The following is a 23,675-nucleotide window of genomic DNA, read 5'->3' as shown; positions in this document are numbered from 1 at the left end:
TCTCATCATGCACCCGGAGGTCGCATGCCCCCCACGCGTGGCCGCCCCATCGCGCTGAAAATCCTCGTCCTCCTCCTCGTCCCGCTGCTGTCCCTCGTGGGCCTGTGGGCGTTCGCCGCTGGACTGACCGGCGGCGACGGCGTCCGACTGCTGGCGATCAACGACCTGGCGGGCAACCTGGCGATCCCGTCCGAGCAGGTCAACGTCCACCTGCAGAACGAGCGGCTCGTCTCGACGCAGTTCCTGGCCACGGGTGAGGGCGCCGGCAAGGTGGCCCAGCAGCGTGAGGCCACCGACAAGGCCATGGCCACGTTCCGCAGGCTGACCAAGGCCCAGCAGGACCTGACGCCCGCCATGACCACGCAGCTCAACGCGCTGAACACCAAGCTCGGCCAGCTTCCCGACCTCCGGCGCGCGGTCGACGGCGGCATGGTCGCGCCGCTCGACATCGTCGAGGGCTACAGCCAGATCGTCGACGCGTCCTTCCGCATGTACGACGCCATGGTGCTGGTGCCCGAAATGTCCCTCTACAAGCAGGCCAGGGCGATCACGATGCTCGGCGAGGCCAAGGACATGTTGTCCCGGGAGCAGGCGGTGATCACGGTGGTGCTCGCCAAGGGCAAGGTGGAGCCCAGGGAGCGCGGAGCGTTCACGGCCATGGTCGCCACCAGGCGGCTGCTCTACTCCCAGGCGCTCTCCCACCTGGACGACGAGCTGCGCGGCCCGTACGAGCAGCTGTCCGCGTCACCGGTCTACCGGGAGTTCGTGCGCACCGAGGACGCCATCCGCACGCTGACCGCCACCGCCGGCCTGCCGCCCACGGCGGCCACCTGGCCGGTCGACGCCCAGAACCTGTGGCAGGCCGTCGAGCGCAACCAGAGCGAGGCCGTGCGGGGCATCACCGCCCGGGTCACGCCGACAGCCATCGGCATGCTGGTCAAGCTCGGCGTGGCGGGCGGCGTGGGCCTGATCGCCGTCATCGCCTCTATCGTGCTCTCGCTGCGCTTCCGCAGACGCCTGGTGAGCGAGCTGGCCGGGCTGCGCGACGCGGCCACGGAGCTGGCCGAGGTGCGGCTGGCCGAGCTGATCAGGCGCCTGCGCAAGAACGTGAACCCGCCCACGCCGGAGGAGGTGGCGCCGCTGCAGGTCAAGACCAGCACCTCCGAGGTGAGCGACATCGTCCAGGCGTTCAACGAGGTGCAGTCCACGGCCGTCGAGGCCGCGCTGGGCCAGGCCAAGCTGCGGCACGGCGTCAGCCAGGTCTTCGTGAACCTGGCCAGGCGCAACCAGTCGCTGCTGCACCGGCAGCTGCTGCAGCTCGACAACATGGAGCGGGCCACCGAGGAGCCGGAGACGCTGGCGGACCTGTTCAAGCTCGACCACCTCACCACCCGCATGCGCCGGCACGCGGAGAGCCTCATCATCCTGTCCGACCAGGCGCCGGGGCGCGGCTGGCGCAACCCGGTGCCGGTGCACGACGTGCTGCGCGCGGCCGTCGCGGAGGTCGAGGAGTACGAGCGGGTCGAGGTGCTCCAGCCGCCGCCGGTCTCCCTGCTGGGCTCGGTGGTCACGGACGTGGCCCACCTGGTGGCCGAGCTGGTGGAGAACGCCACCCTGTTCTCGCCGCCGCAGACCAAGGTGGACGTGCGCAGCTCCAGCACCGCGCACGGCCTCATGATCGAGATTGAGGACCGCGGCCTCGGCCTGCCCCGCGTCGAGCTCGACGAGCTCAACGATCGGCTGTCGAAGGTGCCGGAGTTCGACCTGGCGCAGAGCGACCGGCTCGGCCTGTTCGTGGTCGGCAGGCTCGCGTCCAGGCACGGCATCAAGGTCACCCTGGCGCCCTCGCCGTACGGCGGGCTGACCGCGATGGTCGCCCTGCCTTCGTCGCTGCTGGCCGACCAGCCGGTGCTCAGCGGCCGGTGACGGGTCCGGTGACGGGTCCGGTGACGGGTCCGGTGACGGGTCCGGTGACGGGGGTCGCGCCGGCCGGTGTCAGGCGCAGGAACGGCTCGCTGAAGTGCGCGGTGGCCAGGATCGCCCGCTCGGCGCGGAGCGCGGCGAGCGTCTCCGCGCGGGTGCGCGCGGCGGCCTCCTGGTCGCCGTCGTAGAGGTAGCGCAGGCGCGGATCGTCCAGCTGCACCGGGTGGAGGACGAGGTCGCCGGTCATGGCCACGTCGCCGGCCCTGGCGATCTGGTGTCCGGGGGTGTGGCCGGGTGCGAGATGCACGCGCACACCCGGCGCGACGTCCGCGTCACCCTCGACGACGTGCAGCTGATCCTTGATCGTGGTGACGACGTCGTCGAGCATCGGGCCGGCGGCGGCGTCGAGCTCGGCCCGCTGGAGCACGTAGCGGGCGTTCTCGAACACCGGCCTGCCGGCGGCGACCGCGCCCGAGGCGTGGTCGCTGTGCAGGTGGGTCAGGATGACGGTGCCGATGTCGGCGGGCGTCACCCCCACGGCCGCGAGCTCGCCGGCCAGCGTGCCGGGGACCGGCGCCCAGGTGGCCGCCGGTGAGTCGATGCCGCCGATGCCGGTGTCGACCAGCGTCAGGCGGCCGGCCGCGTCACGCAGCAGATAGCAGTGGAAGTGCAGGACCCACGGCTCGTCGGGCAGGCCTGAGCCGGCGAACATCTCGGCGAGCGGGCGTCGGATGGCGGGGCCCATGGGGCCCACGGCGTCGCAGAGCGGGGTCACGTCGACGCCGGACACGGTGATCGGTCGGTGCGGCACCCGGTAAGGCTACGCCGTCAGTTCAGGCGGCGACCGGCTCGCGGGGGACGTACTCGTTCTCGACGTCGGCGGCGTAGACGGCTCGGCGGCAGTGGGCGCACCTGTACATGATCGGGCCTTCGTCGAGCTCGTTGTGGCACCGCGGGCAGTTGACGGTCTTCATGATGCTCCCCCAGGAGTCTGTCTTCGTCCTCATGGAACCCTCATCGAGTTGCAGGGATCCTGCATGCCACTTGATATGACGCCGCTACACCGATGGGAGTTGTGTCCTTCGATACACCGAGCGCGGTAATTTTCCTCGCCCTGCGGTGCCGAGAAGAACATTGTCACGCGTCTACCCCGCGTTCGCCGGTTAAGACACGGGAACGGCCCGGGAATAGTCCAAGCGGGCTAGACGTTCCATGGACCAGATGGTGTGGTATGTTCCCATCAAGCGTTGAGCCCAAGCTCCGCTGATCTTCACCTCGCAGCCCCGCCCCGCTTCACAGGGCCCGGCTTGCGGTTCCTTTTTATGCCAACCCGTCACGGGTTCGGCGCATTCCCCTGAGGGGTCCATCATGTCTGTGCAAACCATTCCGCAGCAGCGTGCCGCCACGTCCGTCCGGCATGTGACCGGCCTTCTGGACGTACGCGACAAATCCGCGTTTATCCGGGCTGGCCATCTGCCGGGACCCGGCGACGTCCGCCTCACACCCGACAAGATCCGCCAGTACGACCTGCGCCCCGGCGACCACGTGACCGCCTCCTTCGCCGGCAACAAGCTGGTCGGCGTCGAGTCCGTCAACGGCGCCGCACAATGGCGGGACCGCCCCCGCTTCGCCGACCTGACACCGATCCACCCGACAGAACGGCTCAGCATCGAGACAGAGTCGCTCAGCACGCGCGTCATCGACCTGTTCGCCCCCATCGGCAAGGGGCAGCGCGGCCTCATCGTGGCGCCGCCCAAGGCCGGCAAGACCATGGCGATGCAGGCGCTGGCCGCCGGGATCTCCCGCAACCACCCCGAGGTGCACCTCATGGTCCTCCTGGTGGGCGAGCGGCCCGAGGAGGTCACCGAGATGCGCGCCACCATCGACGGCGAGGTCTTCTCCTCCACCTTCGACCACCCCGACCGCGACCACGCCGCCCTCGCCGAGCTGGCCATCGAACGGGCCAAGCGGCTCGTCGAGGCAGGGCAGGACGTGGTGCTGCTGCTCGACTCGCTGACGCGGCTCGGGCGCGCGTACAACAACCTGGCGCCGGGCGGGGGACGCGTGCTCACCGGCGGCATCGACGCCACCGCCCTCTACCCGCCCAAACGGTTCTTCGGCGCCGCTCGTAACGTCGAGGGCGGCGGCTCGCTCACCATCCTCGCCACCGCGCTGGTGGACACCGGCTCGCGGATGGACAACAGCCTGTACGAGGAGTTCAAGGGCACGGGCAACATGGAGCTGCACCTCACCCGCGAGCTGGCCGAGCGGCGGTTGTTCCCGGCCGTCGACCTGGACGCCTCCGGCACCCGGCGGGAGGAGATCCTGCTGCACCCGCGGGAGCGGCAGGTCATCTGGCGGCTGCGCCGGATGCTCACCACGCAGGAGAAGCAGCAGGGGCTCGAGATGCTCGTCGGCAAGCTCCGCGCCACCCCCTCCAACGCCGCGTTCCTCCTCGAAGCGAGCGCGTGACGTGCGTGCACCAGAATGGGCACATGCTGCCTGACATCGTCGACTATCTGAGCTGTCCCGTGTGCCGTGCGGGGCTGCGGATCGACGCGGCGACGGTGCGGTGCGCGCAGGGGCACACGTTCGACGTGGCCAGGCAGGGATACGTCAGCCTCCTGGTCGGCTCCAGGCCGCCGGGCACCGCCGACACCGCCGCGATGGTGGCCGCGCGGGCCGATTTCCTGGACGCGGGGCACTATGCGCCCCTGACCGACGCCGTGGCGGAAACCGTGCGGGCGCATGTGACGCGGCGGGGAAAACATGAGTCCTCCACGGAAACGAGTGACGGAGCCGAGCTGAGGGCGTACCGTGGGGCGCAAATGGAGGCCGGTGACGGCCCGGGGTCGGCCGGCCGCGGGCGCGCGCCGGGGATCGTCGAGGGTCGTCGCGCGGAGGGCAGGGCCGCGCCGGTGATCGTCGACGCAGGAGCGGGCACCGGGCACTATCTGGCGGCCACGCTCAACGCGGTGACCGATGGCATCGGGATGGCATTCGATGTGTCGAAGCACGCTGTGCGCCGGGCGGCGCGGGTGCATCCGAGGGCGGGAGCGTTCGTGGCCGACGTGTGGCGGCCCCTCCCGATCCGGGATGGGGTGGCCGATGTGGTGATCGACGTGTTCGCGCCCAGGAACGGGCCGGAGTTCGGCAGGATTCTGCGGCCCGGCGGCGTCGCGGTGGTCGTCACTCCCGCGAAGGCGCATCTGAGCCCGCTGGTCGAGGAGCTGGGCCTGCTCTCCGTCGACGACGAGAAGGAGCGCAGGGTGGCTCGGAGCCTGGAGGGGTTCGCCGAGCGCGAGCGGCGTTCGGTGGAGTTCGACATGGAGTTGGGGCACGGTGACCTCGCCCAGGTGATCGGGATGGGCCCGAGTGCGTGGCATACCGACGCGACTACGCTCGATGAGCGAATTGCCTCATTTATCTCCCATAACGTCGCGAAAGGACGTCATAAAGTGACGACCCGCGCGGCGTTTCACCTGTCTATCTACGAGACCGCCCCGGATCAAGTGCCGTTCCTTGACGGGCCGGCGTGACCGATGTTACTGATGGGGCATTTAGTCCGAAATTCCCCCACATTTCCTAAGTATTTCCCCGGCACAGGCGCAATACTGGACGACATCCGTCGCCCCGAGGCGAAGGACTTCAGGGAGGGAGCGCGCCGGATGAAGGCGGAGGAACGCTGGCAGGCCAGGTTCCGGGCCTCGCGCATGACGCTGCCGTCCTGGGCTCGCCAGGCCCCCAACCGCTCCATCTACCGTTCCAACGCCACCGGCACCTGGCAGGTCTACGCGTTGGACCGCGTGTCGGGCACCACCCGCCAGGTCACCGACCGGCCCAGGGGCGCGGTGTACGCCGCCATCGACCCGACCGGCCAGTGGATCTACTGGTTCGCCGACACCGAGGGCGACGAGTTCGGGTCGTGGTGGCGCCAGCCGTTCAACGGCGGCCCCGACGAGCCGGTCGCCCCCGACGTCCCGCCGGGCCAGCCCGGCGGCATCGCGCTGTCCGCGACGGGCGTCGCGGCGATCAGCCTGGCCAGCGGCGGAGCGTTCCGCATCCACCTGGTACGCGCGGGCGAGCCGGCCACACTCCTGTACGAGCACGCCGAGGCCAACTGGGTGACCGACATGTCACTCGACGGTTCTCTGATCGCCGTCAACCACGGCGAGTACGCCGGCTTCCGGCACCCGGCGCTCCGCGTCGTCCGCCACAACGGCGACACGGTCGGCGAGCTCTACGACGGCCCCGGCAAGGGGGTCCTCGGCCTCACCTTCGCCCCGGTCATGGGCGACCGCCGCCTGCTCGCCCTGCACGAGCGCCGCCGGCGCCACGAGCCCCTGGTGTGGGACCCGGTGACCGGCGAGCAGCGCGAGATCTGGCTGAAGGACTCCGGCGACCTGGCGGCCGAGTGGTACGACGACGGCCGCGGCCTGCTCATCCTGCGCGACGACCGCGCCCGCAGCCACCTGCACCGCTACGACCTGGCCGGCGGCGTACTGAAACTCATCGAGACGCCGCACGGCGTGATCGACGACGCCACCCCGCGGCCCGGCGGCCATGTCGAATACTCCTGGTCGAGCGCCTCCCACCCGCCGGTCATCCGGTCGAGCAACGATCAGGTCGTGGTCAACTCCAGCGGCCCGCCCGCCCCGCCGAGCGTCCCCGTGGAGGACCTCGACGTCGAGGGCGAGGGCGGCCGCATCCACGCGCTGGTCAGCAGGCCCGAGGTCGGCACCGCGCCCTACCCGACGATCTTCCTGCTGCACGGCGGGCCGGCGGCGCACGACCGCGACGCCTTCTCACCCGAGGTCGCGGCCTGGGTGGACGCCGGCTTCGCGGTGGTGCGGGTCAACTACCGCGGCTCGACCGGCTACGGATCGGCCTGGCGTGACGCGCTGCGCGGCGACGTCGGGCACACCGAGCTGGCCGACGTGGCCGCCGTGCACCGGTGCGTGGTCGAGCGCGGCATCTCCGACCCCGGCCGGATGGTGCTCGCGGGCTCGGGTTGGGGCGGCTACCTCACGCTGCTCGGCCTCGGCACCCAGCCCGACCTGTGGACGGCCGGCATCGCGGCGGTGCCGCTGGCCTGCCACCAGACGTCGTACGAGGACGAGGCGGAGAGCCTGCGGGCCTACCACCGGGCGTTGTTCGGCGGCTCACCCGACGAGCAGCCGGAGCGGTACGCGGCCAGCTCCCCCATCACCTACGTCGAGCAGGTGCAGAGCCCGCTGCTGATCCTGGCGGGCGAGAACGACGCCCGCTGCCCGATGCGCCAGATCGAGAAGTACGTGGCCAAGCTGGCCGAGCACGGGCGCGAACACGAGGTCTACACTTACGACGCCGCCGCGAGCTCGCTCCTGGTCTCGGAGCGCATCACCCAGATCGCGCACCAGCTCGATTTCGCCCGAAAACACGTCAAACTGCACTAACTACTGACATGTCGTAAGAACTTGGGCGACTCCATCCCTTGATCGTCGGGCTTCCCGGCTGCCACCATCACGCCACCGCCGAGCCGGAAGGGCGTACTTGGAGCACCACGATCGCCACGTCGTCGTACTAGCGGGCGCGCAGCACCACGATCGCCAGGTCGTCGGCGCTCGGCTCGGAGGCGAACTCGGCCGCACCCCTGCGGATGCGCTCGGCCACCGCTCTGGCCGACAACCCCGCGCACTCGGCCAGCAGCTTGGCCAGGCCGCCGTCGTCGTCGAGCAGCCGCCCGCCGGAGCGCCGCTCGGTCACCCCGTCGGTCACCGCCAGCAGCACGTCGCCGTGGTCGAGGCGGATCGTGTCGGCCTCGAACATCACCTCGTGGAAGACGCCCAGCAGCGACTGCGGGGTGGTCACCGCCTCGACCTTGCCGCTCGGCTTGAGCCGCAGCGCCTCGGGGTGGCCCGCCGACACCAGGCGCAGCTCCAGCCCGGTCTCCACCGGCGTGATCTCGCCGTGCAGCAACGTGAGGAACCTGGCCCGCTCGCCCTCCTCGAGGATCGCCTGGTTGAGCCGGCCGAGCACGGCCGCCACGCCGTACCCCTCCCTGGCGAGCAGCCGCAGCGTGTGGCGGGCGAGGCCGGTCACGGCGGCGGCCTCGGGGCCGGTGCCGCAGACGTCGCCGATCGCGAAGCGCCACGACTCGTCGCCCGCCTTGAACAGGTCGTAGAAGTCGCCGCCGACCTCGTTGGCCTCGCCGGCGGGTTCGTAGATGACGCCGTAGTCGAGACCGGGGACCTCGGGCTCGTTGGGCGGCAGCAGGCTGCGCTGCAGCGCGCGGTTGGCGGCCGCCTGCTGGGCGTAGAGCCTGGCGTTGTCCATGGCGAGCGCGGCGCGCCTGCCGATGTCCTCGGCGAACTGGATGACCTCGTCGGGGAAGCGGTCGGGGCGGCCCAGGCACATCATGCCGAGGCTGCGGCCGCGCGCGGTGAGCGGCACCGCGAGAACGTGCGAGTCGTTCACGTGGAACGCGGAGGTGACCCTGGTGTCGGCGCCGTCGACGTCCATGCCGTCGAGTTGCTCGCGCAGGCCGTCGATCTTCGCCTCGTCGGCGTGCCAGAGGTAGACCAGCCGCAGCGGGCCCGCGGCGGTGTCGGAGGTGTAGACGGCGCACCAGCTCGCCAGCCTCGGCACCACAACCTGGGCGACGATCGCGGGGACCATGTCGGGATCGAGCGTGCCCGCCAGCAGGTCACTCGCGTCGGCAAGGAACCCCAGCCAGTGGGGCCCTCTGGAACTCTCCTCCAGCCACTCGGCTGCAACTCTGTCCGCCGAGCCGGGTACCGTGATCCTAGCCCAATGGACACGGGAATCACCCGCGAAGGTGACTCCCCACTCCTCGACATTCGCGGAAGGTGCCTTTGGATCACTCTGGGAGAGGTTTTGCTGCCGCAACTCGACCTGTACGGCGTCCCCAAAATGCTTCCAAATCACCTCAAACGGCTCGTCGGCGACTTGCTCCGCCAAGTCTCCCGCGACCTGCTCTGCGGTGTGGAGCACGCCACCGGTGGCCCACGCGGTCATCACCTCGCGCGTGAACCTCATCGCAGCGGTCACAGCGGTCCCGCCCGGCGCGAACGTCGCAGCGAGAACCGCATGGGGAGAAGCAGTCATCCCAACGTGCCTACCACACTTCCCGTTGACTTGGGGTAAATCCAAGGACAGGACTACGAGCTACTCATCGTGACAGACTTGAATCACTCGCCGGAGCACGCCGCGAGTGAAGGAGGCCCCATGACCACGGCCAAAGCCACGCTAACCCCGGAGGAGAGGACGTACACCGAGTCGGATCTCGTTCCCATCCTGGAGACCCTGTTCTCCTGGCGGGACGGCGACTTCCGACGCCGGGTCCCTCATGCCCCTCCCGGGATACTCAGCGAGGTGCGGCTGCTGCTCAACGAAGTGGCCGACCGGCGCGAGCATCTCTCCAACGAGCTCGCACGCGTACGCAAGGAAGTCGTCAAAGAAGGCCGGTTCGGTGAGCGGCTGACCCCCGGTCCCGGCGTCGGCGCCTGGGCGGAGAGCGTCGAGTCGGTCAACATCCTGATCGACGCCCTGGTCAGCCCGGTGAGCGGCGCGGCCGACGTCATCGACGCGGTGGCCAAGGGCGATCTGTCACGACGCATCGACCTCGACCGCACGGCGCGCGGCGAGGTGCGGCGGCTGGGCAAGGCCATCAACGGCATGGTCGACCAGCTCGCGCTGTTCAACACCGAGGTGACGAGGGTCGCGCGCGAAGCGGGCACGGAGGGCCGGCTGGGCGGCTCGGCCAACCTGCGGGGCATGTCGGGCAGCTGGCGCGACCTCACCGAGGCCGTCAACACGATGTCGTCCCGCGTGGCCGCGCAGGTGCGCGACATCGCGGTCGTGACCACCGCGGTGGCCAAGGGCGACCTGAGCCGCAAGGTGACGGTCGACGCCGTGGGCGAGATGTTCGAGCTGAAGAACACCGTCAACACGATGGTCGACCAGCTCTCCGGCTTCGCCGAAGAGGTGACGCGAGTCGCCCGCGAGGTGGGCACCGAGGGCCAGCTCGGCGGCCAGGCACAGGTGCCCGGCGTGTCGGGGGTCTGGGAAGACCTGACCGACAACGTCAACTTCATGGCCAACAACCTCACCTCCCAGGTGCGGAGCATCGCGACCGTGGCGACGGCGGTGGCCCAGGGCAACCTGTCGAAAAAGATCACCGTCGACGCGCAGGGCGAGATCCTCCAGCTGAAGGACACCCTGAACACGATGGTCGACCAGCTGTCGTCCTTCGCCGACGAGGTCACCCGCGTCGCCCGCGAGGTGGGCACCGAGGGCAAGCTGGGCGGCCGCGCCGAGGTGAAGGGCGTGTCGGGCGTCTGGAAGGACCTCACCGACAACGTCAACTCGATGGCCAACAACCTGACCTACCAGGTGCGCAACATCGCCCAGGTGACCACGGCCGTCGCCAACGGCGACCTCACCCGCAAGATCGACGTCGACGCCCAGGGCGAGATCCTCGAGCTCAAGTCGACCATGAACACAATGGTCGAGCAGCTCTCGTTGTTCGCCTCCGAGGTGACCCGCGTCGCCCGCGAGGTGGGCACGGAAGGCCAGCTCGGCGGCCAGGCGCAGGTGCGCGGCGTGTCCGGGGTCTGGAAAGACCTCACCGACAACGTCAACTCGATGGCCAACAACCTGACCTCGCAGGTGCGCCAGATCGCGGCGGTCTCGTCCGCGGTGGCGCAGGGCAACCTGTCCAGGAAGATCACCGTCGACGCGCAGGGCGAGATCCTCCAGCTGAAGGACACCCTGAACACGATGGTCGACCAGCTGTCGTCCTTCGCCGACGAGGTCACCCGCGTCGCCCGCGAGGTGGGCACGCAGGGGCAGCTGGGCGGCCAGGCCCGGGTGCAGGGCGTGTCGGGCGTCTGGAAAGACCTCACCGACAACGTCAACTTCATGGCCAACAACCTGACCTACCAGGTGCGCAACATCGCCGAGGTGACCACCGCGGTCGCCAACGGCGACCTCACCCGCAAGATCGACGTCGACGCCCAGGGCGAGATCCTCGCGCTGAAGACCACCATCAACCGCATGGTCGACCAGCTGTCGTCGTTCGCCTCCGAGGTCACGCGAGTCGCCCGCGAGGTCGGCTCGGAAGGCCAGCTCGGCGGCCAGGCCCGCGTCGAGGGCGTCGAGGGCACGTGGAAGCGGCTCACCGAGAGCGTCAACGAGCTGGCCGGCAACCTCACCACGCAGGTGCGCGCCATCGCCACCGTGACCAGCGCCGTGGCGCGGGGCGACCTGACCCGCTCGATCGCCGTCGAGGCGCAGGGCGAGCTGGCGGAGCTGAAGGACTACATCAACTCGATGGTGGCCAATCTCCGCGAGACCACCCAGGCCAACCAGGAACAGGACTGGCTCAAGTCCAACCTGGCCCGCATCTCCAGGCTCATGCAGGGCCACCGCGACCTCCTCGAGGTCGCCAAACTCACGATGAGCGAGCTGACCCCGCTGGTGTCGGCCCGCTACGGCGCCTTCTACAGCATCGACCCCGAGGGCGACCACGAGCTGATGCTGATCGGCGGCTACGGCGTGCGCCCCGACCGGGGGCCGCGCCAGCGCTTCGCGATCGGCCAGGGCATCGTCGGCCAGGCGGCGGCCGAGGGCCGGCACATCATCCTCGACGACGTACCGCCGGAGTTCATCACCATCGACAGCGGGCTCAGCAGGTCCACGCCCGCCCAGATCGTGGTGCTGCCGATCCTGTTCGAGAGCCGGGTGCTCGGCGCCCTCGAGCTGGCCTCGTTCACGCCGTTCGGCGAGGTGCACCTCGACTTCCTGACGCAGCTCGTCGAGACCATCGGCGTCACGATGAACACGATCATCGCCAACTCCCGCACCGAAGACCTGCTGACCGAGTCGCAGCGGCTCACCAGAGAGCTGCAGGAGCGCTCCGACGAGCTGCAGCGCCAGCAGGAGGAGTTGCGCAGGTCCAACGCCGAGCTGGAGGACAAGGCGGCGCTGCTGGCCAAGCAGAACCGCGCGATCGAGATCCAGAACTTCCAGATCGAGCAGGCCCGCCGCACCCTGGAGGAGCGCGCCGAGCAGCTCGCGGTGTCCTCGCGCTACAAGTCCGAGTTCCTCGCCAACATGTCGCACGAGCTGCGCACGCCGCTCAACAGCCTGCTGGTGCTGGCCAAGCTGCTGACCGAGAACGCCGAGGGCAACCTGACCTCGCAGCAGGTCGAGTTCGCCCGCACGATCCACAGCGCGGGCTCGGCGCTGCTCCAGCTCATCAACGACATGCTCGACCTGTCGAAGGTCGAGGCGGGCCGGATGGACATCCACCCCATCCAGGTGTCGCTGCCCAAGATGGTCGACCTGCTGGAGGCGGCGTTCGCGCCGCTGGCGCAGGACAAGGGGCTGTCGTTCAGCGTCGAGGTCGAGCCCGACGTGCCGCAGGAGCTGCGCGCCGACGAGCAGCGCCTGCAGCAGGTGCTGCGCAACCTGCTCTCCAACGCGGTGAAGTTCACGCCGCGGGGCGAGGTGAAGCTGCGCGTCACTACCCCGCCCACCGGGGTGCAGTTCGACGACGACACCCTGCACGACGCCGACGACCTGCTCGCCTTCCAGGTGATCGACACCGGCATCGGCATCGCCCCCGACAAGCGGGACGTCATCTTCGAGGCGTTCCGGCAGGCCGACGGCACCACGAGCCGCAAATACGGCGGCACGGGCCTGGGCCTGGCCATCTGCCGCGACATCGCCCGGCTGCTCGGCGGCGAGATCCACGTCGACAGCGAGCTCGGCAAGGGCAGCACGTTCACCCTCTACCTGCCGGCCTCCTACACCGGCCCGCTGGCCGTGACCGACGGCGGCGCCGCGCGCCGGCAGCTCATGACCAAGCCGGCGGAGGAGCCCACGTCGCCGGCGCCCGAGCCGCCGATGCCGCTCGACCTGCCGATGCCCGAGCTGGTCGAGACGCCGACCGAGACGCCCGCGCAGTGGCAGGGCGACGATCCGCTCGCCGGCGCGAAGATCCTCATCGTCGACGACGACATCCGTAACGTCTTCGCGCTGACGAGCGTGCTGGAGCGACATGGTTCCACGGTCGTCTACGCTGAAAACGGTCGGGAGGGGATCGAGCAGCTCGAACGGAACGAGGACGTCGCGCTCGTGCTGATGGACATCATGATGCCGGAAATGGACGGCTGGGCGACGACGTCGGCGATCCGGCGCATGCCCCAGTTCGCCGATCTGCCGATCATCGCGCTCACGGCCAAGGTCATGCGGGGCGACCGGGAGAAGAGCATCGCCTCGGGCGCGTCCGACTACGTGCCCAAGCCGGTCGACGTGGACCGCCTGCTCGAACGCCTGCGCGGCTGGCTCAGCCGAGGACGCGGCTCCGCGTCCGACTCACCAGCCGAAGGGTCGTGATCGATGACAGATCGTGCGAAGATCCTCCTGGTAGATGACCGCGAGGAAAACCTGATCGCCCTCGAGGCCATCCTCAGCTCCCTCGACCTGGTGCCCGTGCGCGCCAGGTCCGGCGAGGAGGCGCTCAAGGCGCTGCTCAACACCGAGTTCGCGCTCATCCTGCTCGACGTGCGCATGCCCGGCATGGACGGCTTCGAGACGGCCGCGCACATCAAGCGGCGCGAACGCACCAGGAACATCCCGATCATCTTCCTGACCGTCGTCGACAGCGCCCCCGACTACGCCTTCCGCGGCTACGCGGCGGGCGCGGTCGACTACCTCACCAAACCGTTCGACCCGTGGGTGTTGCGGGCGAAGGTGTCGGTGTTCACCGAGCTGTACAACATGAACAAGCGCCTGGCGGAGCAGGCGATCATGCTCCGGGATCGCCTGACCGGCGAGCTGCCGCCCGGCGCCGGCGACCACGCGGCGGTGCTGCCCGAGCTGTCGCGGCGGCTCACTGCCGTGGAGGACGAGCTGGCCAGGGTGCGCGAACTGGCCCGCAAGTCGCAGGACCCCGCGCTGGCCGCGCCGCTGGCCGACCTGACGGACCGGGTGAACAGTCTGCGCGCGGGCTTCGACGCCCTCTCCTGACGCGCGGGCGCGCCCGCCTGCCCGGCCACGCGGGTCGGGCGCGCTCCCCGGGGCGAGCGGGTCGGGCGCGCTCCCCGGGGCGAGCGGGTCGGGACGCGCTTGCCCGGGCGCGCGATGGGGCGAGCTGCGGTCGGGACGCGCTTGCCCGGGCGCACGGACTTGGGCGAGCTTGCGGGACGCGGGGGCTTCTAGACGCTGCCCATCCGGTGTCGAGGGGTCACTGGCGGGCGCGTTCCAGTGCGTCCCAGAAGCCGCGGCGCAGGGCGTGGCGCACCTCGTCGTGCAGCAGGAAGTCGATCGGCAGCGACGACCCCTGCAGCAACCGCGCCTCCAGGTCGGAGGGCATGCGCGGCTTGCGGGCCAGCACCGCCTCCAGCCAGAGCGCGGGCGCGTCCCGCGCGACCGACTCGCCGAAGTCGTGCCCTTCCCGGTGCGCGGCCTTGACCGCGTCGGACAGCGTGGTGGCGCCGGCCGTCGAGGCCGACGGTGTGACCGGCGCGGGCTGCGGCCCGGTGTAGGGGCCGTGCTGCGACTGCTGGTAGCCGCCGCTGGCCGGCGGGGAGAACTGGCCGGTGCCACCACTGGTGGGCGACGCGAACTGGCCGGTGCTGGGCTGCTGCGGCTGCGCGGGCGCCGAGGGCGGCGGCGCCTGCTGCTGAGGTTGCGGTTGCGGCTCGGGCTGGTAGTTGGTGTACGTGGGCAGCACCGGAGGCGGCGACGACTGGCCCTGCCCCGACGGCGAAGGCCCGTTGGACGACGGCTGGCTCGGCGCGGTGGCACCGCCGGCGGCGTGACTGCCGGCGTGGCTCCCGGTGGCATGATTTCCCGTGGCGTGGCTGCCGGTGGCGTGGCTGCCGGTGGCGTGGCCGCCCGAGGCGTGGCTGCCGGCCGCGTGACCACCGGAGGCGTGGCCGCCCGATGCGTGGTTGCCGGTGGCGTGGCTGCCGGACGGCGGCGACTGCGGCAGCGAGGGCAGCGACGGCGTGGAGCTCTGGCCGGGCGGCAGCGAGTGGGTGGCCTGCCCGTTGCTGATCGGCTGGTGGTGCCCGTTGGCCGCCTCGGCGGCGCCGCTGACCAGGCTGACGTACGGCCGCAGGTGGACGGCGCCCAGCTCGACCAGGTCGTCGCACTCCTGCCTGAGCGAGCGCGACACGGCCCAGCTGCCTTCGACCGCGATGTGGATGACGCTCACCCTGATGCCGAGATCCTGGGCGTCGCAGATGACCTGCGCGAGGTCCTCGTCGCCGCTCAGGACCACCGCGTCGCAGATGGCGTTGTTGCGGGCGAGGGTCATGAGATCGCGATGCACCTGGGCGTCCACGCCCTCGCGCCGGCCCGGCCGGATGCGGGACAGCCTGAGCTTGATACCCGGTATGTCGGCCAGCGCGTCGTGCTCCGGGGTGCGGCGGCCTTCGACGGTCGCTTCGTACCAGTAACACCGCAGCAGCGGCAGGCCGGTGCGCTCGCGTGACAAGCCGGTCATCAGCTGGAGCAGGCCCGGATAATCCCAGGAGACCGCCTCTCGATGACGCGTGCCGTGCACGGCCATCGCTCCGTCTGCCAGCAGATAGCCGGCGTCCACGAACAGCGCACAGCGATCCACTGACACCGCCCCTTTCCTGGTGGTCCGACCTTGCTGGCTCTGCACCGTCAGAGACCGGACTCGGCGGCCCTCTCTCAGGGTAATGAAAGCAGGTGATCGTGCGAGGGTTAATCCTGACGATTCGCCCCTCAGCCGCCATCGCGCCGGACCACTCAGGCCGACGGTACCAGTTTGTCCCGATTATGGTCACGATCGTGCTCGTACGCTTATGGCCGCGGCTCCGAACAGAACGGCGTCCTTACCCGTCGCGATCGTCAGCCCGGGATCCGCTCCGAGCTCGGCGCTGACCGTGTCGACGTCGACGCCGAACGTCATCTCCGCCACACCGCCCGACGACCCGTCGAAGACGTTCGCGAGATCGCGGTCGCCGCCCGCCGGCCGCAGCGCGCCTGACCCGAGCGAGACCTTGTCGCCCTTCAGGTCGGCGTCGCCCTCCCACGTCACGAGCGCGGCCCTCGCGGGAGTGGCGGCGGGGCGCAGCCCGCCCAGCGGGAGGCTCACCCGGCGGACGGGCCCGCCGACCACGGTGGCCGCGTCGAGCACCACGGCCTGGCTGTACGGCTGCGCCGGATCGGTCACCACCAGCACGAGGCTCCAGCCCGCATGGCGCGAGGCCCCTACTTCCATGGGGGCGTCGGCCGCCCACCACACGCCGGTCCTGGACGCACCCGCCGCCAGCCCTGTGACGTCGGCGAACGCGTGGTAGACCGGGCCCTGGGGCAGCTCGCGCACGGCCACGTGACTGGGCCGGATCGTCGCATATTTACGCTTCCCCGGCGGCCTGAACCTGATGGGCCCGGTGTTCGCGCCACCGGCCGACCAGTAGAGCCCGGCCCACACGACCCTGCCACCCTTCGGCAGCGACAGCCTCGCCCCGCTGGAGGTGGCGGTGCCGAGGGTGCCGTCCCGGTCCACGGCGGCCATCGGCCAGAGGTCGTTGTCGCGCCTGCCGCCCTCGCGACGCCGGGCCTGCGCGCAGCCGGGGCTCTCCTCGGGGCAGCTCAGCAGCGCGTTGCCCACCGCCCTGACCGTCACCTTCCCGTCGGCGGCGAACCTGGCGGGGGCGCCCGTCGCGCGTACCCCCTTGCCGGCCCGCGCCCTGACCCGCAGCGGGCCGGCGTCGACGCGCGCGGCGGGGCCCGTGCTCCGCGGAGCCCGCCGGGCCACCACCACCCGCAGGAAGACGGCCGTCGCCCGCCCTGCGCCCAGCGGCTCCCTGGTGCAGCGGGCCCCGCCCACCGAGGGACGGCACTCCCAGCCGTCCGCGGGCCCCACGACGGCCGGAAGCCCGCGGCGCTCGGGCGGCATGAGCGTCACGCCCGGCGGCAGGGTCACGTACGCCGTCAGCTCCTCGCTCGGCCGCGATCCGTAGTTGCGCAGCCGCAGGCCGACGATGCCGGGTTGGGCGCGTACGAGTGCGCCGAGGACGTCGACGGTGGCGCGCAGCCGCGCCTGGCCCGCGGGCTCCTGCTCCACAGGGGGTGGCGGCACCCGTTCGGGCTCCCCGCCCCGCGGCGACGGCTGATCGGGGTTCTCCTGCGGCGGCATCTGCTCGGGGTCGTCGCCCTGCGGCGGCACGCGTACCGCGCGTACGGGCTCCGACGGCTGGGCGGCCACCGTCGAGGTCGCCGGTGTGCCGTCGGGTGCCTTGCCGGCGGTCTGCCACAACGACGCCGCCGCGGCCACGGTGACGGCCACGCCGGCGACCAGCATGACGGGCTGCCGCCGGCGCGCCCGCCAGAGCCGCCGGATCGCGTGGTGCGGCCCGCTCTCGGCCGCGTCCGGCCTGGCCAGCGCCGCCGCGTACCCGCCGAACATGGGCCCCGCGATCAACGGCCCCACCAGCACCCGCAGCCCGCGGTTGACGTCGGTGAGCTCCAGGATCACCCCGTGGCACTCCTCGCAGCCGTCCACGTGCCGCTCGACGGCCCTCGCCTCGCGCCTGGCCAGCCCGCCCCTGACGTAGGCACCCATCTTGCCGAGCACGGGGCGGCAGTCGTGCGGCGGCGCGGCGCCGAGATGCATCTGCAGGTACGCGCGCCGCAGCCCCTCCCTGGCCCGGTACGCCAGCGCGGCCACGCCGTTGGCCGACAACCCGAGCAGCGGCGCCACCGCGGCCGGCTTGCACCTCTCCACCTGCGTGTGCCAGAGCACCGCCCGCCAGCGCTCGGGCAGCGACAGGTACGCCCTGGCGATCAGGGACCGTTCCAGCCCGGCGAGCGCGGGATCGACGAACGGCACCGCCGGGTCATACCCCTCGACCTCGCCCGCCTGGCGGCCCGCCAGCTTGGAGCGATCGTGGACCGTGCGCCGCACCACGGTCAGCAGGTAGGTGCGGAAGCCGGACTCCGGCCCGCCGCCCCTGCCCACGAGATCGAGGATCTTGGTGAACGCTTCGGTGACGACGTCCTCGGCCTCGGCGCGCCGGACGAGCTGCCGGGCCATGGCGCGGGCCGCGGCCACGTGCCGCTCGTAGAGCCGCCCGTAGGCGGTGGCATCGCCCTGTCGGGCGGCCTGTAGCAGGCTTGCATCGCTTTGCGGCAATTCGACACCCATGATCGGCCTCACGATTACGAAGGGTTGCCCCGCGCATACATTCCGCATTACCCGGCACGGCTAAACCGGGTGCGGGGAGGCGATCACGAGCGGGCCATAAGCTTGGGCGCATGACGGATCGCGACAACCTGCTGGCCGAGATCAAGAGCAAGGCCATCGTCCACGGCAAGGTCACGCTCTCCTCCGGCAAGGAGGCCGACTTCTACCTCGACCTGCGGCGCATCACGCTCGACGGGGTGGCCGCGCCGCTCGTCGGCAGGGTGATGCTCGACCTGACCGCCGACCTGGAATACGACGCGGTGGGCGGGCTCACGCTGGGAGCCGACCCGGTTGCGGGCGCGATGCTGCACGCGGCGGCGGCGCGCGGGCGCACGCTCGACGCGTTCGTGGTGCGCAAGGCGCAGAAGGCGCACGGCATGCAGCGCAGGATCGAAGGACCCGAGGTGAAGGGGCGGCGCGTGCTGGCCGTCGAGGACACCTCGACGACGGGCGCCTCGCCGCTGACGGCCGTGGAGGCGCTGCGGGAAGCCGGGGCCGAGGTGGTGGCGGTGGCGACGATCGTCGACAGGGGCGCCAGGGAGCGCGTCACCGGCGAGGGCCTCGACTACCGCACCGCTTTCACGCTCGCCGACCTGGGGCTCTAGTCGGGCTCCCGGACGGTGAACGCCTCCCTCTTTCCGCTGCCGCCCTGCTCGCGCGGCTTGCCGTTCTCGGTGACCCGCACCGTGCCCGCGTCGCTGAGCACCACGTCGAGCTCGGGCTCGAAGTAGTTGAGCTCCTCGCCCCTGGTCATCTCGTGGTGGTGGAGCACGTCGCCGCCCGGCACGCGTACGGTGACCACGGGGCAGGTCTCCGCCAGGCACTCGATGCGCACGGTCGGCACCCGCACCGTGGCGTCGGAGGCCGGAGCGGTGGCGAGGCCGGTGGCCGGGGCGGAGGCGCGCTCACGTTCAGAAGGCTGCCCGCCCGGCGCCACGAGCAGCGCGCGCCCGCCGATGACCAGCAGTGTCACCACGGCTCCCGCCGCCAGGACGGTGAGAGCTAATCGGGCCATGCCCATCGGATCTGACCTGTGGCGTCCCACAGGGGGAGCGTACAGCTTGTTGACCTTCTCCCCACGGCTGTCGGGGATTCCGACCATCGCGGGTTGGATCTTCCTGCTTCACCGGCGACAGCCGTCCCGGTCAAGGCGAGGGGCGGGGGACTGCCCAACGGTCTTACGTGGCCTCCACAGGCTTCACATCCCGCCGACCCGGGCCGTAGAGCCGGCGGTCTGGTTCTCGCCGCCGGGCGAATGATCCGCCGTCGCGGTTAGTGCCGGCCGTTGGTGACACGGTGCTTGCCGCTGGGGACGGCGGCGACCTTGTCACCCCTGCGCTTTTTGATCACCTCGACGATGATCGGGATGATCGAGATGAGCACGATGAGGAAGACGCCGGGCAGGATGTATTTGTCGATCTGCTTGGGATCGACCTCCCTGCCGAGGGCGTTGCCGAGCAGGATGAGCCCCTCGGTCCAGACGACGCCGCCGACGATGTTCCAGACGAGGAAACGTTTGGCCGGCATCTCCAGCACGCCCGCCACCGGATTCATGAACGTGCGGACGATCGGCACGAATCTCGCCAGCACCACCGCCTTCGCGGGGCCGAACTTCTCGAAGAACTCCTCGGCCCTGAGCACGTGCTCGCGCTTGAACAACCGTGAATCCGGCTTGTCGAAGAGCCTGCGGCCGAACCGGGCCCCCAGGAAATGCCCGAGCTGGGCGCCCGCGATCGCGCACAGCGGCGTGCCGATCAGCAGCACGGGCAGGGAAAGCGGGGTGATGCCCATTCCCTGGGCCACCGCCGCCGAGCTGAAGATTCCCGCGGCCACCAGCAGCGAGTCGCCGGGCAGGAAGAACCCGAGCAGCAAACCGGTTTCGGCGAAGATGATGGCCAGAACGCCGACCGTGGCGAAAGCGCCGAGAATCGTCAGCCACCACGTCGGGTCCAGGAGGTTCCAAAGCCAGTCCACCAGGAGAGCCTACCTGTACTGGAGAGGCGCGAGATGACCAATGAGGTCGCGCTGTCTCTACCACGCAGGGTAGGGAGCCGGGATACTGGGCTCGCGCGAAGCCGTTTACTTCTCAGGGAGATGAATCATGCCTATAGCGACTCCAGAGGTCTACGCTGAGATGCTCGACCGGGCGAAGGCCGGCGGATTCGCCTACCCGGCGATCAACGTGACCTCATCGCAGACGCTGAACGCCGCCTTGCGGGGCTTCGCCGAGGCCGAGAGCGACGGCATCGTGCAGGTCTCCACCGGCGGCGCCGACTTCCTGTCGGGCACCACGGTGAAGGACATGGTCACGGGCGCGACGGCGCTGGCCGAATACGCCAGGGTGGTGGCCGCCAAATATCCGGTCACGGTGGCGCTGCACACCGACCACTGCCCGAAGGACAAGCTCGACGGCTTCATGCGGCCGCTGATCGACATCTCGCTGGAGCGGGTGGCCAAGGGCCTCGACCCGCTGTTCCAGTCGCACATGTGGGACGGCTCGGCCGTGCCCCTCGAGGAGAACCTCGACATCGCCAAGGAACTCCTGGAGAAGTGCGCCAAGGCGCGGATCATCATGGAGATGGAGATCGGCGTCGTCGGCGGCGAGGAGGACGGCGTCGTCGGCGAGATCAACGAGAAGCTCTACACGACCGCCGGCGACGCGCTGGCCACCGCCGAGGCCGTGGGCGTCGGCGACAAGGGCCGCTACATGCTGGCCGCCACGTTCGGCAACGTGCACGGCGTCTACAAGCCCGGCCACGTCAAGCTGCGGCCGAGCGTGCTGAAGGAGATCCAGGACGCGGTCGGCGCGAAGTTCGGCAAGGACAAGCCGTTCGACCTGGTCTTCCACGGCGGCTCCGGCTCGCTGCTCGAGGAGATCCACGAGGCCATCTCGTACGGCGTGGTGAAGATGAACGTCGACACCGACACGCAGTACGCCTTCACCAGGCCGATCGCGGACCACATGTTCCGCAACTACGACGGAGTGCTCAAGGTCGACGGCGACGTGGGCAACAAGAAGACCTACGACCCGCGCTCCTACGGCAAGGCCGCCGAGGCCGGGATGGCCGCGCGCGTCGCGGAGGCGTGCCAGAGCCTGAAGAGCGCTGGGACAAAGATCTCATAGCACAGGAGCGGTCCGGCGGGTATGACTTGTCCTATGGATAACCTTCTCGCCGGGCCGCCCCCGACTCACCTGCCGGACCTGCCCGAGGCCACGGAGGCGCTCGAATCCGGGGCCAAGGCCTCCGACGTGGCCGCCCGCTTCCCCGCCTTCCCCGCGGCCTGGGCTTCGCTCGCGGAAGAGGCCTTCGCTCAAGGGCACGCCGTCACCTCGTACGCCTTCGCCCGCACGGGCTACCACCGCGGGCTCGACCAGTTGCGCCGGAACGGCTGGAAGGGCCACGGGCCCGTTCCTTGGGAGCACGAGCCCAACCGCGGCTTCCTGCGCTGCCTGTACGCGCTGTCCAGGGCTGCTCAGGCGATCGGCGAGAAGGACGAAGCCGAGCGGTGCCTGCAGTTCCTCAAGGACAGCACGGAAACGGGTTACGACGCGCTGACCCAGGGCTAGGCCTTGGGACGAATAACCACGTTCGGGTAGTCTCTCCACGCAAGAGCCCCTGTCGCGCTTGCGCCAGGGGTTTCGTTTTGTGCTCGGGAGACTGAACCATGCCGGCTGCCGTACTCGTTGGTGCCCAGTGGGGCGATGAGGGCAAGGGCAAGGCCACCGACCTGCTCGGTGGCGACGTCGACTACGTCGTCCGCTATCAGGGTGGCAACAACGCGGGTCACACCGTGGTCATCGGAGACCAGAAATACGCGCTGCACCTGCTACCGACGGGGATCCTGTCGCCTGACGTGGTGCCGGTCATCGGCAACGGCGTGGTCATCGACCCCGGCGTGCTGCTGGGCGAGATCGACGGGCTGGCCCAGCGGGGCATCTCCGCGGAGCGGCTGCTGATCTCCTCCAACGCGCACCTGATCATGCCCCACCACAAGGCGCTCGACAAGGTCACCGAGCGTTACCTCGGCAAGGCCAGGATCGGCACCACGGGGCGCGGCATCGGGCCCGCGTACGGCGACAAGGTCGCCCGCATGGGGGTGCGCGTCCAGGACCTGCTCGACCCCGGCATCCTGGCGAAGAAGATCGAGGTCGCCCTGACCGAGAAGAACCAGGTGCTGACCAAGGTCTACAACCGGCGCGGGATCGACCCGGCGGCGGTCGTGGAGGAATATCTCGCCTACGCGGAGCGCCTCAAGCCGCACATCGCCGACACCTCGCTGGTGTTGTCCAAGGCGCTGGACGACGACAAGTTCGTGCTGCTGGAGGGCGGGCAGGGCACGCTGCTCGACCTCGACCACGGCACCTACCCGTTCGTCACGTCGTCGTCGCCCACCTCGGGGGGCGCGTGCGCCGGGGCCGGCATCCCGCCCAACCGCCTCACGAAGATCATCGGGATTCTCAAGGCGTACACCACCCGCGTCGGCTCCGGGCCGTTCCCGACGGAGCTCACGGACGACATGGGCGAGTGGCTGCGCCAGACCGGCGGCGAGTTCGGCGTCACGACCGGCCGCGACCGCCGCTGCGGCTGGTTCGACGCGGTGATCGCCCGGTACGCCACCCGCGTCAACGGGATCACCGACTACTTCCTCACCAAGCTGGACGTCCTGTCCGGTCTGGAGCGCGTCCCGGTGTGCGTGGCGTACGACGTGGACGGGGTGCGGCACGACGAGATCCCCATGACGCAGACCGACTTCCACCACGCCAAGCCGATCTACGAGGAGTTCCCCGGCTGGCAGGAGGACATCACGGGGGCCAAGGTCTTCGAGGACCTGCCGCCGAACGCGCAGTCGTACGTCAGGGCGCTGGAGGAGATGAGCGGCGCCCCGATCTCCGCGATCGGCGTCGGCCCGGGCCGCGACCAGACGGTCGTGGTCAGGCCGCTCGTCTAGGGACCGCGTGCGGGGCGGGGCCGGGACAGGCCGTGCCCCGGCGGCGGACCGGGTCGCGGGGTGGTCAGGACCACGGCCGTCATCGGGGTGTGGAGGGTCCAGCCGAGCGTTTCGTACAGGGCCCTGCCCTCTGCCGTGGCCACCAGGATGCCCTGCCGCGCGCCCGCCGAGGCGGCGGCGGAGGTGAGCGTCCGCATGATGACGGTGCCGAGGCCGCGGCGGCGGTGGCGGGCGGCCGTCTCCACCTGGTCCACGACGGCCGTCCTGCCCGCCGGCGCGATCTGGCCCCTGGCCGCGATCTCGCCGGCGTTCGTCAGCACGCGGGCCACCGTGACGCCCGCCCTGGTCGTGACGGCCGCCGTGTAGCCCGCGGGGGCCGCGGGCGGGGCCGTGCGGGGCAGGCGGGTGGCGATCATCATGAACTCCGGCTCCTGGATGCGCCAGGCGGCCGGGAGGTGCGGGACGACGGCCTCGGCGGGCGCGCACAGTTTGAGCCAGGTGCCGGGCGTCGTGATCCTGCTGGTCAGCCGGTGGAGGATCTCGGGGGTGGGGGCGGGCACGATGTGGC

18 protein-coding genes are annotated in these 23,675 nt (G+C 70.6%); 10 read left to right on the top strand and 8 right to left on the bottom strand.

Annotated features, from left to right (window positions below):
- Positions 1-24 precede the first annotated feature (24 nt).
- Positions 25-1,926: a sensor histidine kinase gene (locus E1292_RS22905; protein ID WP_132597271.1), complete on the top strand. Its 1,902-nt coding sequence runs from the start codon at positions 25-27 to the stop codon at positions 1,924-1,926.
- Here the strand turns inward: E1292_RS22905 and E1292_RS22900 are convergent.
- Positions 1,913-2,734 carry an MBL fold metallo-hydrolase gene (locus E1292_RS22900; protein WP_246090276.1) on the bottom strand — a complete coding sequence of 274 codons (822 nt, stop codon included), beginning with the start codon at positions 2,732-2,734 and terminating at the stop codon, positions 1,913-1,915. The two genes, E1292_RS22905 and E1292_RS22900, sit on opposite strands and share 14 nt — an antisense overlap.
- Before the next feature lie 22 nt (positions 2,735-2,756).
- Positions 2,757-2,930: a hypothetical protein gene (locus E1292_RS51295; protein WP_165974687.1), complete on the bottom strand. Its 174-nt coding sequence runs from the start codon at positions 2,928-2,930 to the stop codon at positions 2,757-2,759.
- Positions 2,931-3,297: 367 nt separating this feature from the next.
- Between E1292_RS51295 and rho the strand changes: the two genes are divergently transcribed.
- The 3 genes from rho to E1292_RS22885 all read left to right on the top strand — a co-directional run bounded on the left by rho (position 3,298) and on the right by E1292_RS22885 (position 7,358).
- The gene (gene rho, locus E1292_RS22895) at positions 3,298-4,395 is read left to right on the top strand and encodes a transcription termination factor Rho (protein ID WP_132597290.1); all 1,098 of its coding nucleotides are present in this window, start codon (positions 3,298-3,300) and stop codon (positions 4,393-4,395) included.
- Positions 4,396-4,418: 23 nt separating this feature from the next.
- Positions 4,419-5,462 (top strand): putative RNA methyltransferase, encoded by a 1,044-nt coding sequence (locus E1292_RS22890; protein ID WP_181958281.1) that lies wholly within the window; start codon positions 4,419-4,421, stop codon positions 5,460-5,462.
- 129 nt (positions 5,463-5,591) lie between these two features.
- Positions 5,592-7,358, top strand: coding sequence for a S9 family peptidase (locus E1292_RS22885; RefSeq protein WP_132597270.1), 1,767 nt, complete (start codon positions 5,592-5,594; stop codon positions 7,356-7,358).
- Between the two features lie 127 nt (positions 7,359-7,485).
- On the opposite strand, the gene E1292_RS22880 is transcribed toward E1292_RS22885, so the two are convergent.
- Positions 7,486-8,580: a PP2C family protein-serine/threonine phosphatase gene (locus tag E1292_RS22880; RefSeq protein WP_246090275.1), complete on the bottom strand. Its 1,095-nt coding sequence runs from the start codon at positions 8,578-8,580 to the stop codon at positions 7,486-7,488.
- A 570-nt stretch (positions 8,581-9,150) separates the two neighbouring features.
- On the opposite strand from E1292_RS22880, the gene E1292_RS22875 reads away from it, so the two are divergent.
- Positions 9,151-13,326, top strand: coding sequence for a hybrid sensor histidine kinase/response regulator (locus E1292_RS22875; protein ID WP_181958280.1), 4,176 nt, complete (start codon positions 9,151-9,153; stop codon positions 13,324-13,326).
- Between the two features lie 3 nt (positions 13,327-13,329).
- Positions 13,330-13,959 carry a response regulator gene (locus E1292_RS22870; RefSeq protein WP_132597269.1) on the top strand — a complete coding sequence of 210 codons (630 nt, stop codon included), beginning with the start codon at positions 13,330-13,332 and terminating at the stop codon, positions 13,957-13,959.
- A 217-nt stretch (positions 13,960-14,176) separates the two neighbouring features.
- Here the strand turns inward: E1292_RS22870 and E1292_RS22865 are convergent, their stop codons facing one another.
- Positions 14,177-15,562 carry an NYN domain-containing protein gene (locus E1292_RS22865; RefSeq protein ID WP_132597268.1) on the bottom strand — a complete coding sequence of 462 codons (1,386 nt, stop codon included), beginning with the start codon at positions 15,560-15,562 and terminating at the stop codon, positions 14,177-14,179.
- Between the two features lie 186 nt (positions 15,563-15,748).
- Positions 15,749-18,106, bottom strand: coding sequence for a sigma-70 family RNA polymerase sigma factor (locus E1292_RS22860; RefSeq protein WP_165974688.1), 2,358 nt, complete (start codon positions 18,104-18,106; stop codon positions 15,749-15,751).
- 122 nt (positions 18,107-18,228) lie between these two features.
- Between E1292_RS22860 and pyrE the strand changes: the two genes are divergently transcribed.
- Complete coding sequence (pyrE, locus tag E1292_RS22855) at positions 18,229-18,762, top strand: orotate phosphoribosyltransferase (RefSeq protein ID WP_132597266.1); 534 nt, start codon at positions 18,229-18,231, stop codon at positions 18,760-18,762.
- On the opposite strand, the gene E1292_RS22850 is transcribed toward pyrE, so the two are convergent.
- Entirely contained in the window at positions 18,759-19,259 is a 501-nt protein-coding gene (locus tag E1292_RS22850; RefSeq protein WP_132597265.1) for a hypothetical protein, read from the bottom strand. The genes pyrE and E1292_RS22850 overlap by 4 nt on opposite strands.
- Before the next feature lie 170 nt (positions 19,260-19,429).
- The gene (locus E1292_RS22845; RefSeq protein WP_132597264.1) at positions 19,430-20,131 is read right to left on the bottom strand and encodes a DedA family protein; all 702 of its coding nucleotides are present in this window, start codon (positions 20,129-20,131) and stop codon (positions 19,430-19,432) included.
- 127 nt (positions 20,132-20,258) lie between these two features.
- On the opposite strand from E1292_RS22845, the gene fbaA reads away from it, so the two are divergent.
- The 3 genes from fbaA to E1292_RS22830 all read left to right on the top strand — a co-directional run bounded on the left by fbaA (position 20,259) and on the right by E1292_RS22830 (position 23,107).
- Complete coding sequence (fbaA, locus tag E1292_RS22840) at positions 20,259-21,281, top strand: class II fructose-bisphosphate aldolase (RefSeq protein WP_132597263.1); 1,023 nt, start codon at positions 20,259-20,261, stop codon at positions 21,279-21,281.
- 33 nt (positions 21,282-21,314) lie between these two features.
- Positions 21,315-21,725: a DUF3151 domain-containing protein gene (locus E1292_RS22835; RefSeq protein ID WP_220447009.1), complete on the top strand. Its 411-nt coding sequence runs from the start codon at positions 21,315-21,317 to the stop codon at positions 21,723-21,725.
- 98 nt (positions 21,726-21,823) lie between these two features.
- On the top strand, positions 21,824-23,107 hold the full coding sequence (locus tag E1292_RS22830; protein WP_132597261.1) for an adenylosuccinate synthase: 1,284 nt from the start codon (positions 21,824-21,826) through the stop codon (positions 23,105-23,107).
- On the opposite strand, the gene E1292_RS22825 is transcribed toward E1292_RS22830, so the two are convergent.
- Positions 23,104-23,675 (bottom strand): GNAT family N-acetyltransferase (locus tag E1292_RS22825; RefSeq protein WP_132597260.1); only part of this gene is annotated, 572 nt, incomplete at its 5' end. The two genes, E1292_RS22830 and E1292_RS22825, sit on opposite strands and share 4 nt — an antisense overlap.

The organism is Nonomuraea deserti (assembly GCF_004348685.1).
In the GTDB taxonomy this organism is placed as follows: Bacteria; Actinomycetota; Actinomycetes; order Streptosporangiales; family Streptosporangiaceae; genus Nonomuraea; species Nonomuraea deserti.
The sequence above is the reverse complement of the archived record's forward strand: the minus strand, read 5'-3'. Positions and strand labels throughout refer to the sequence as shown.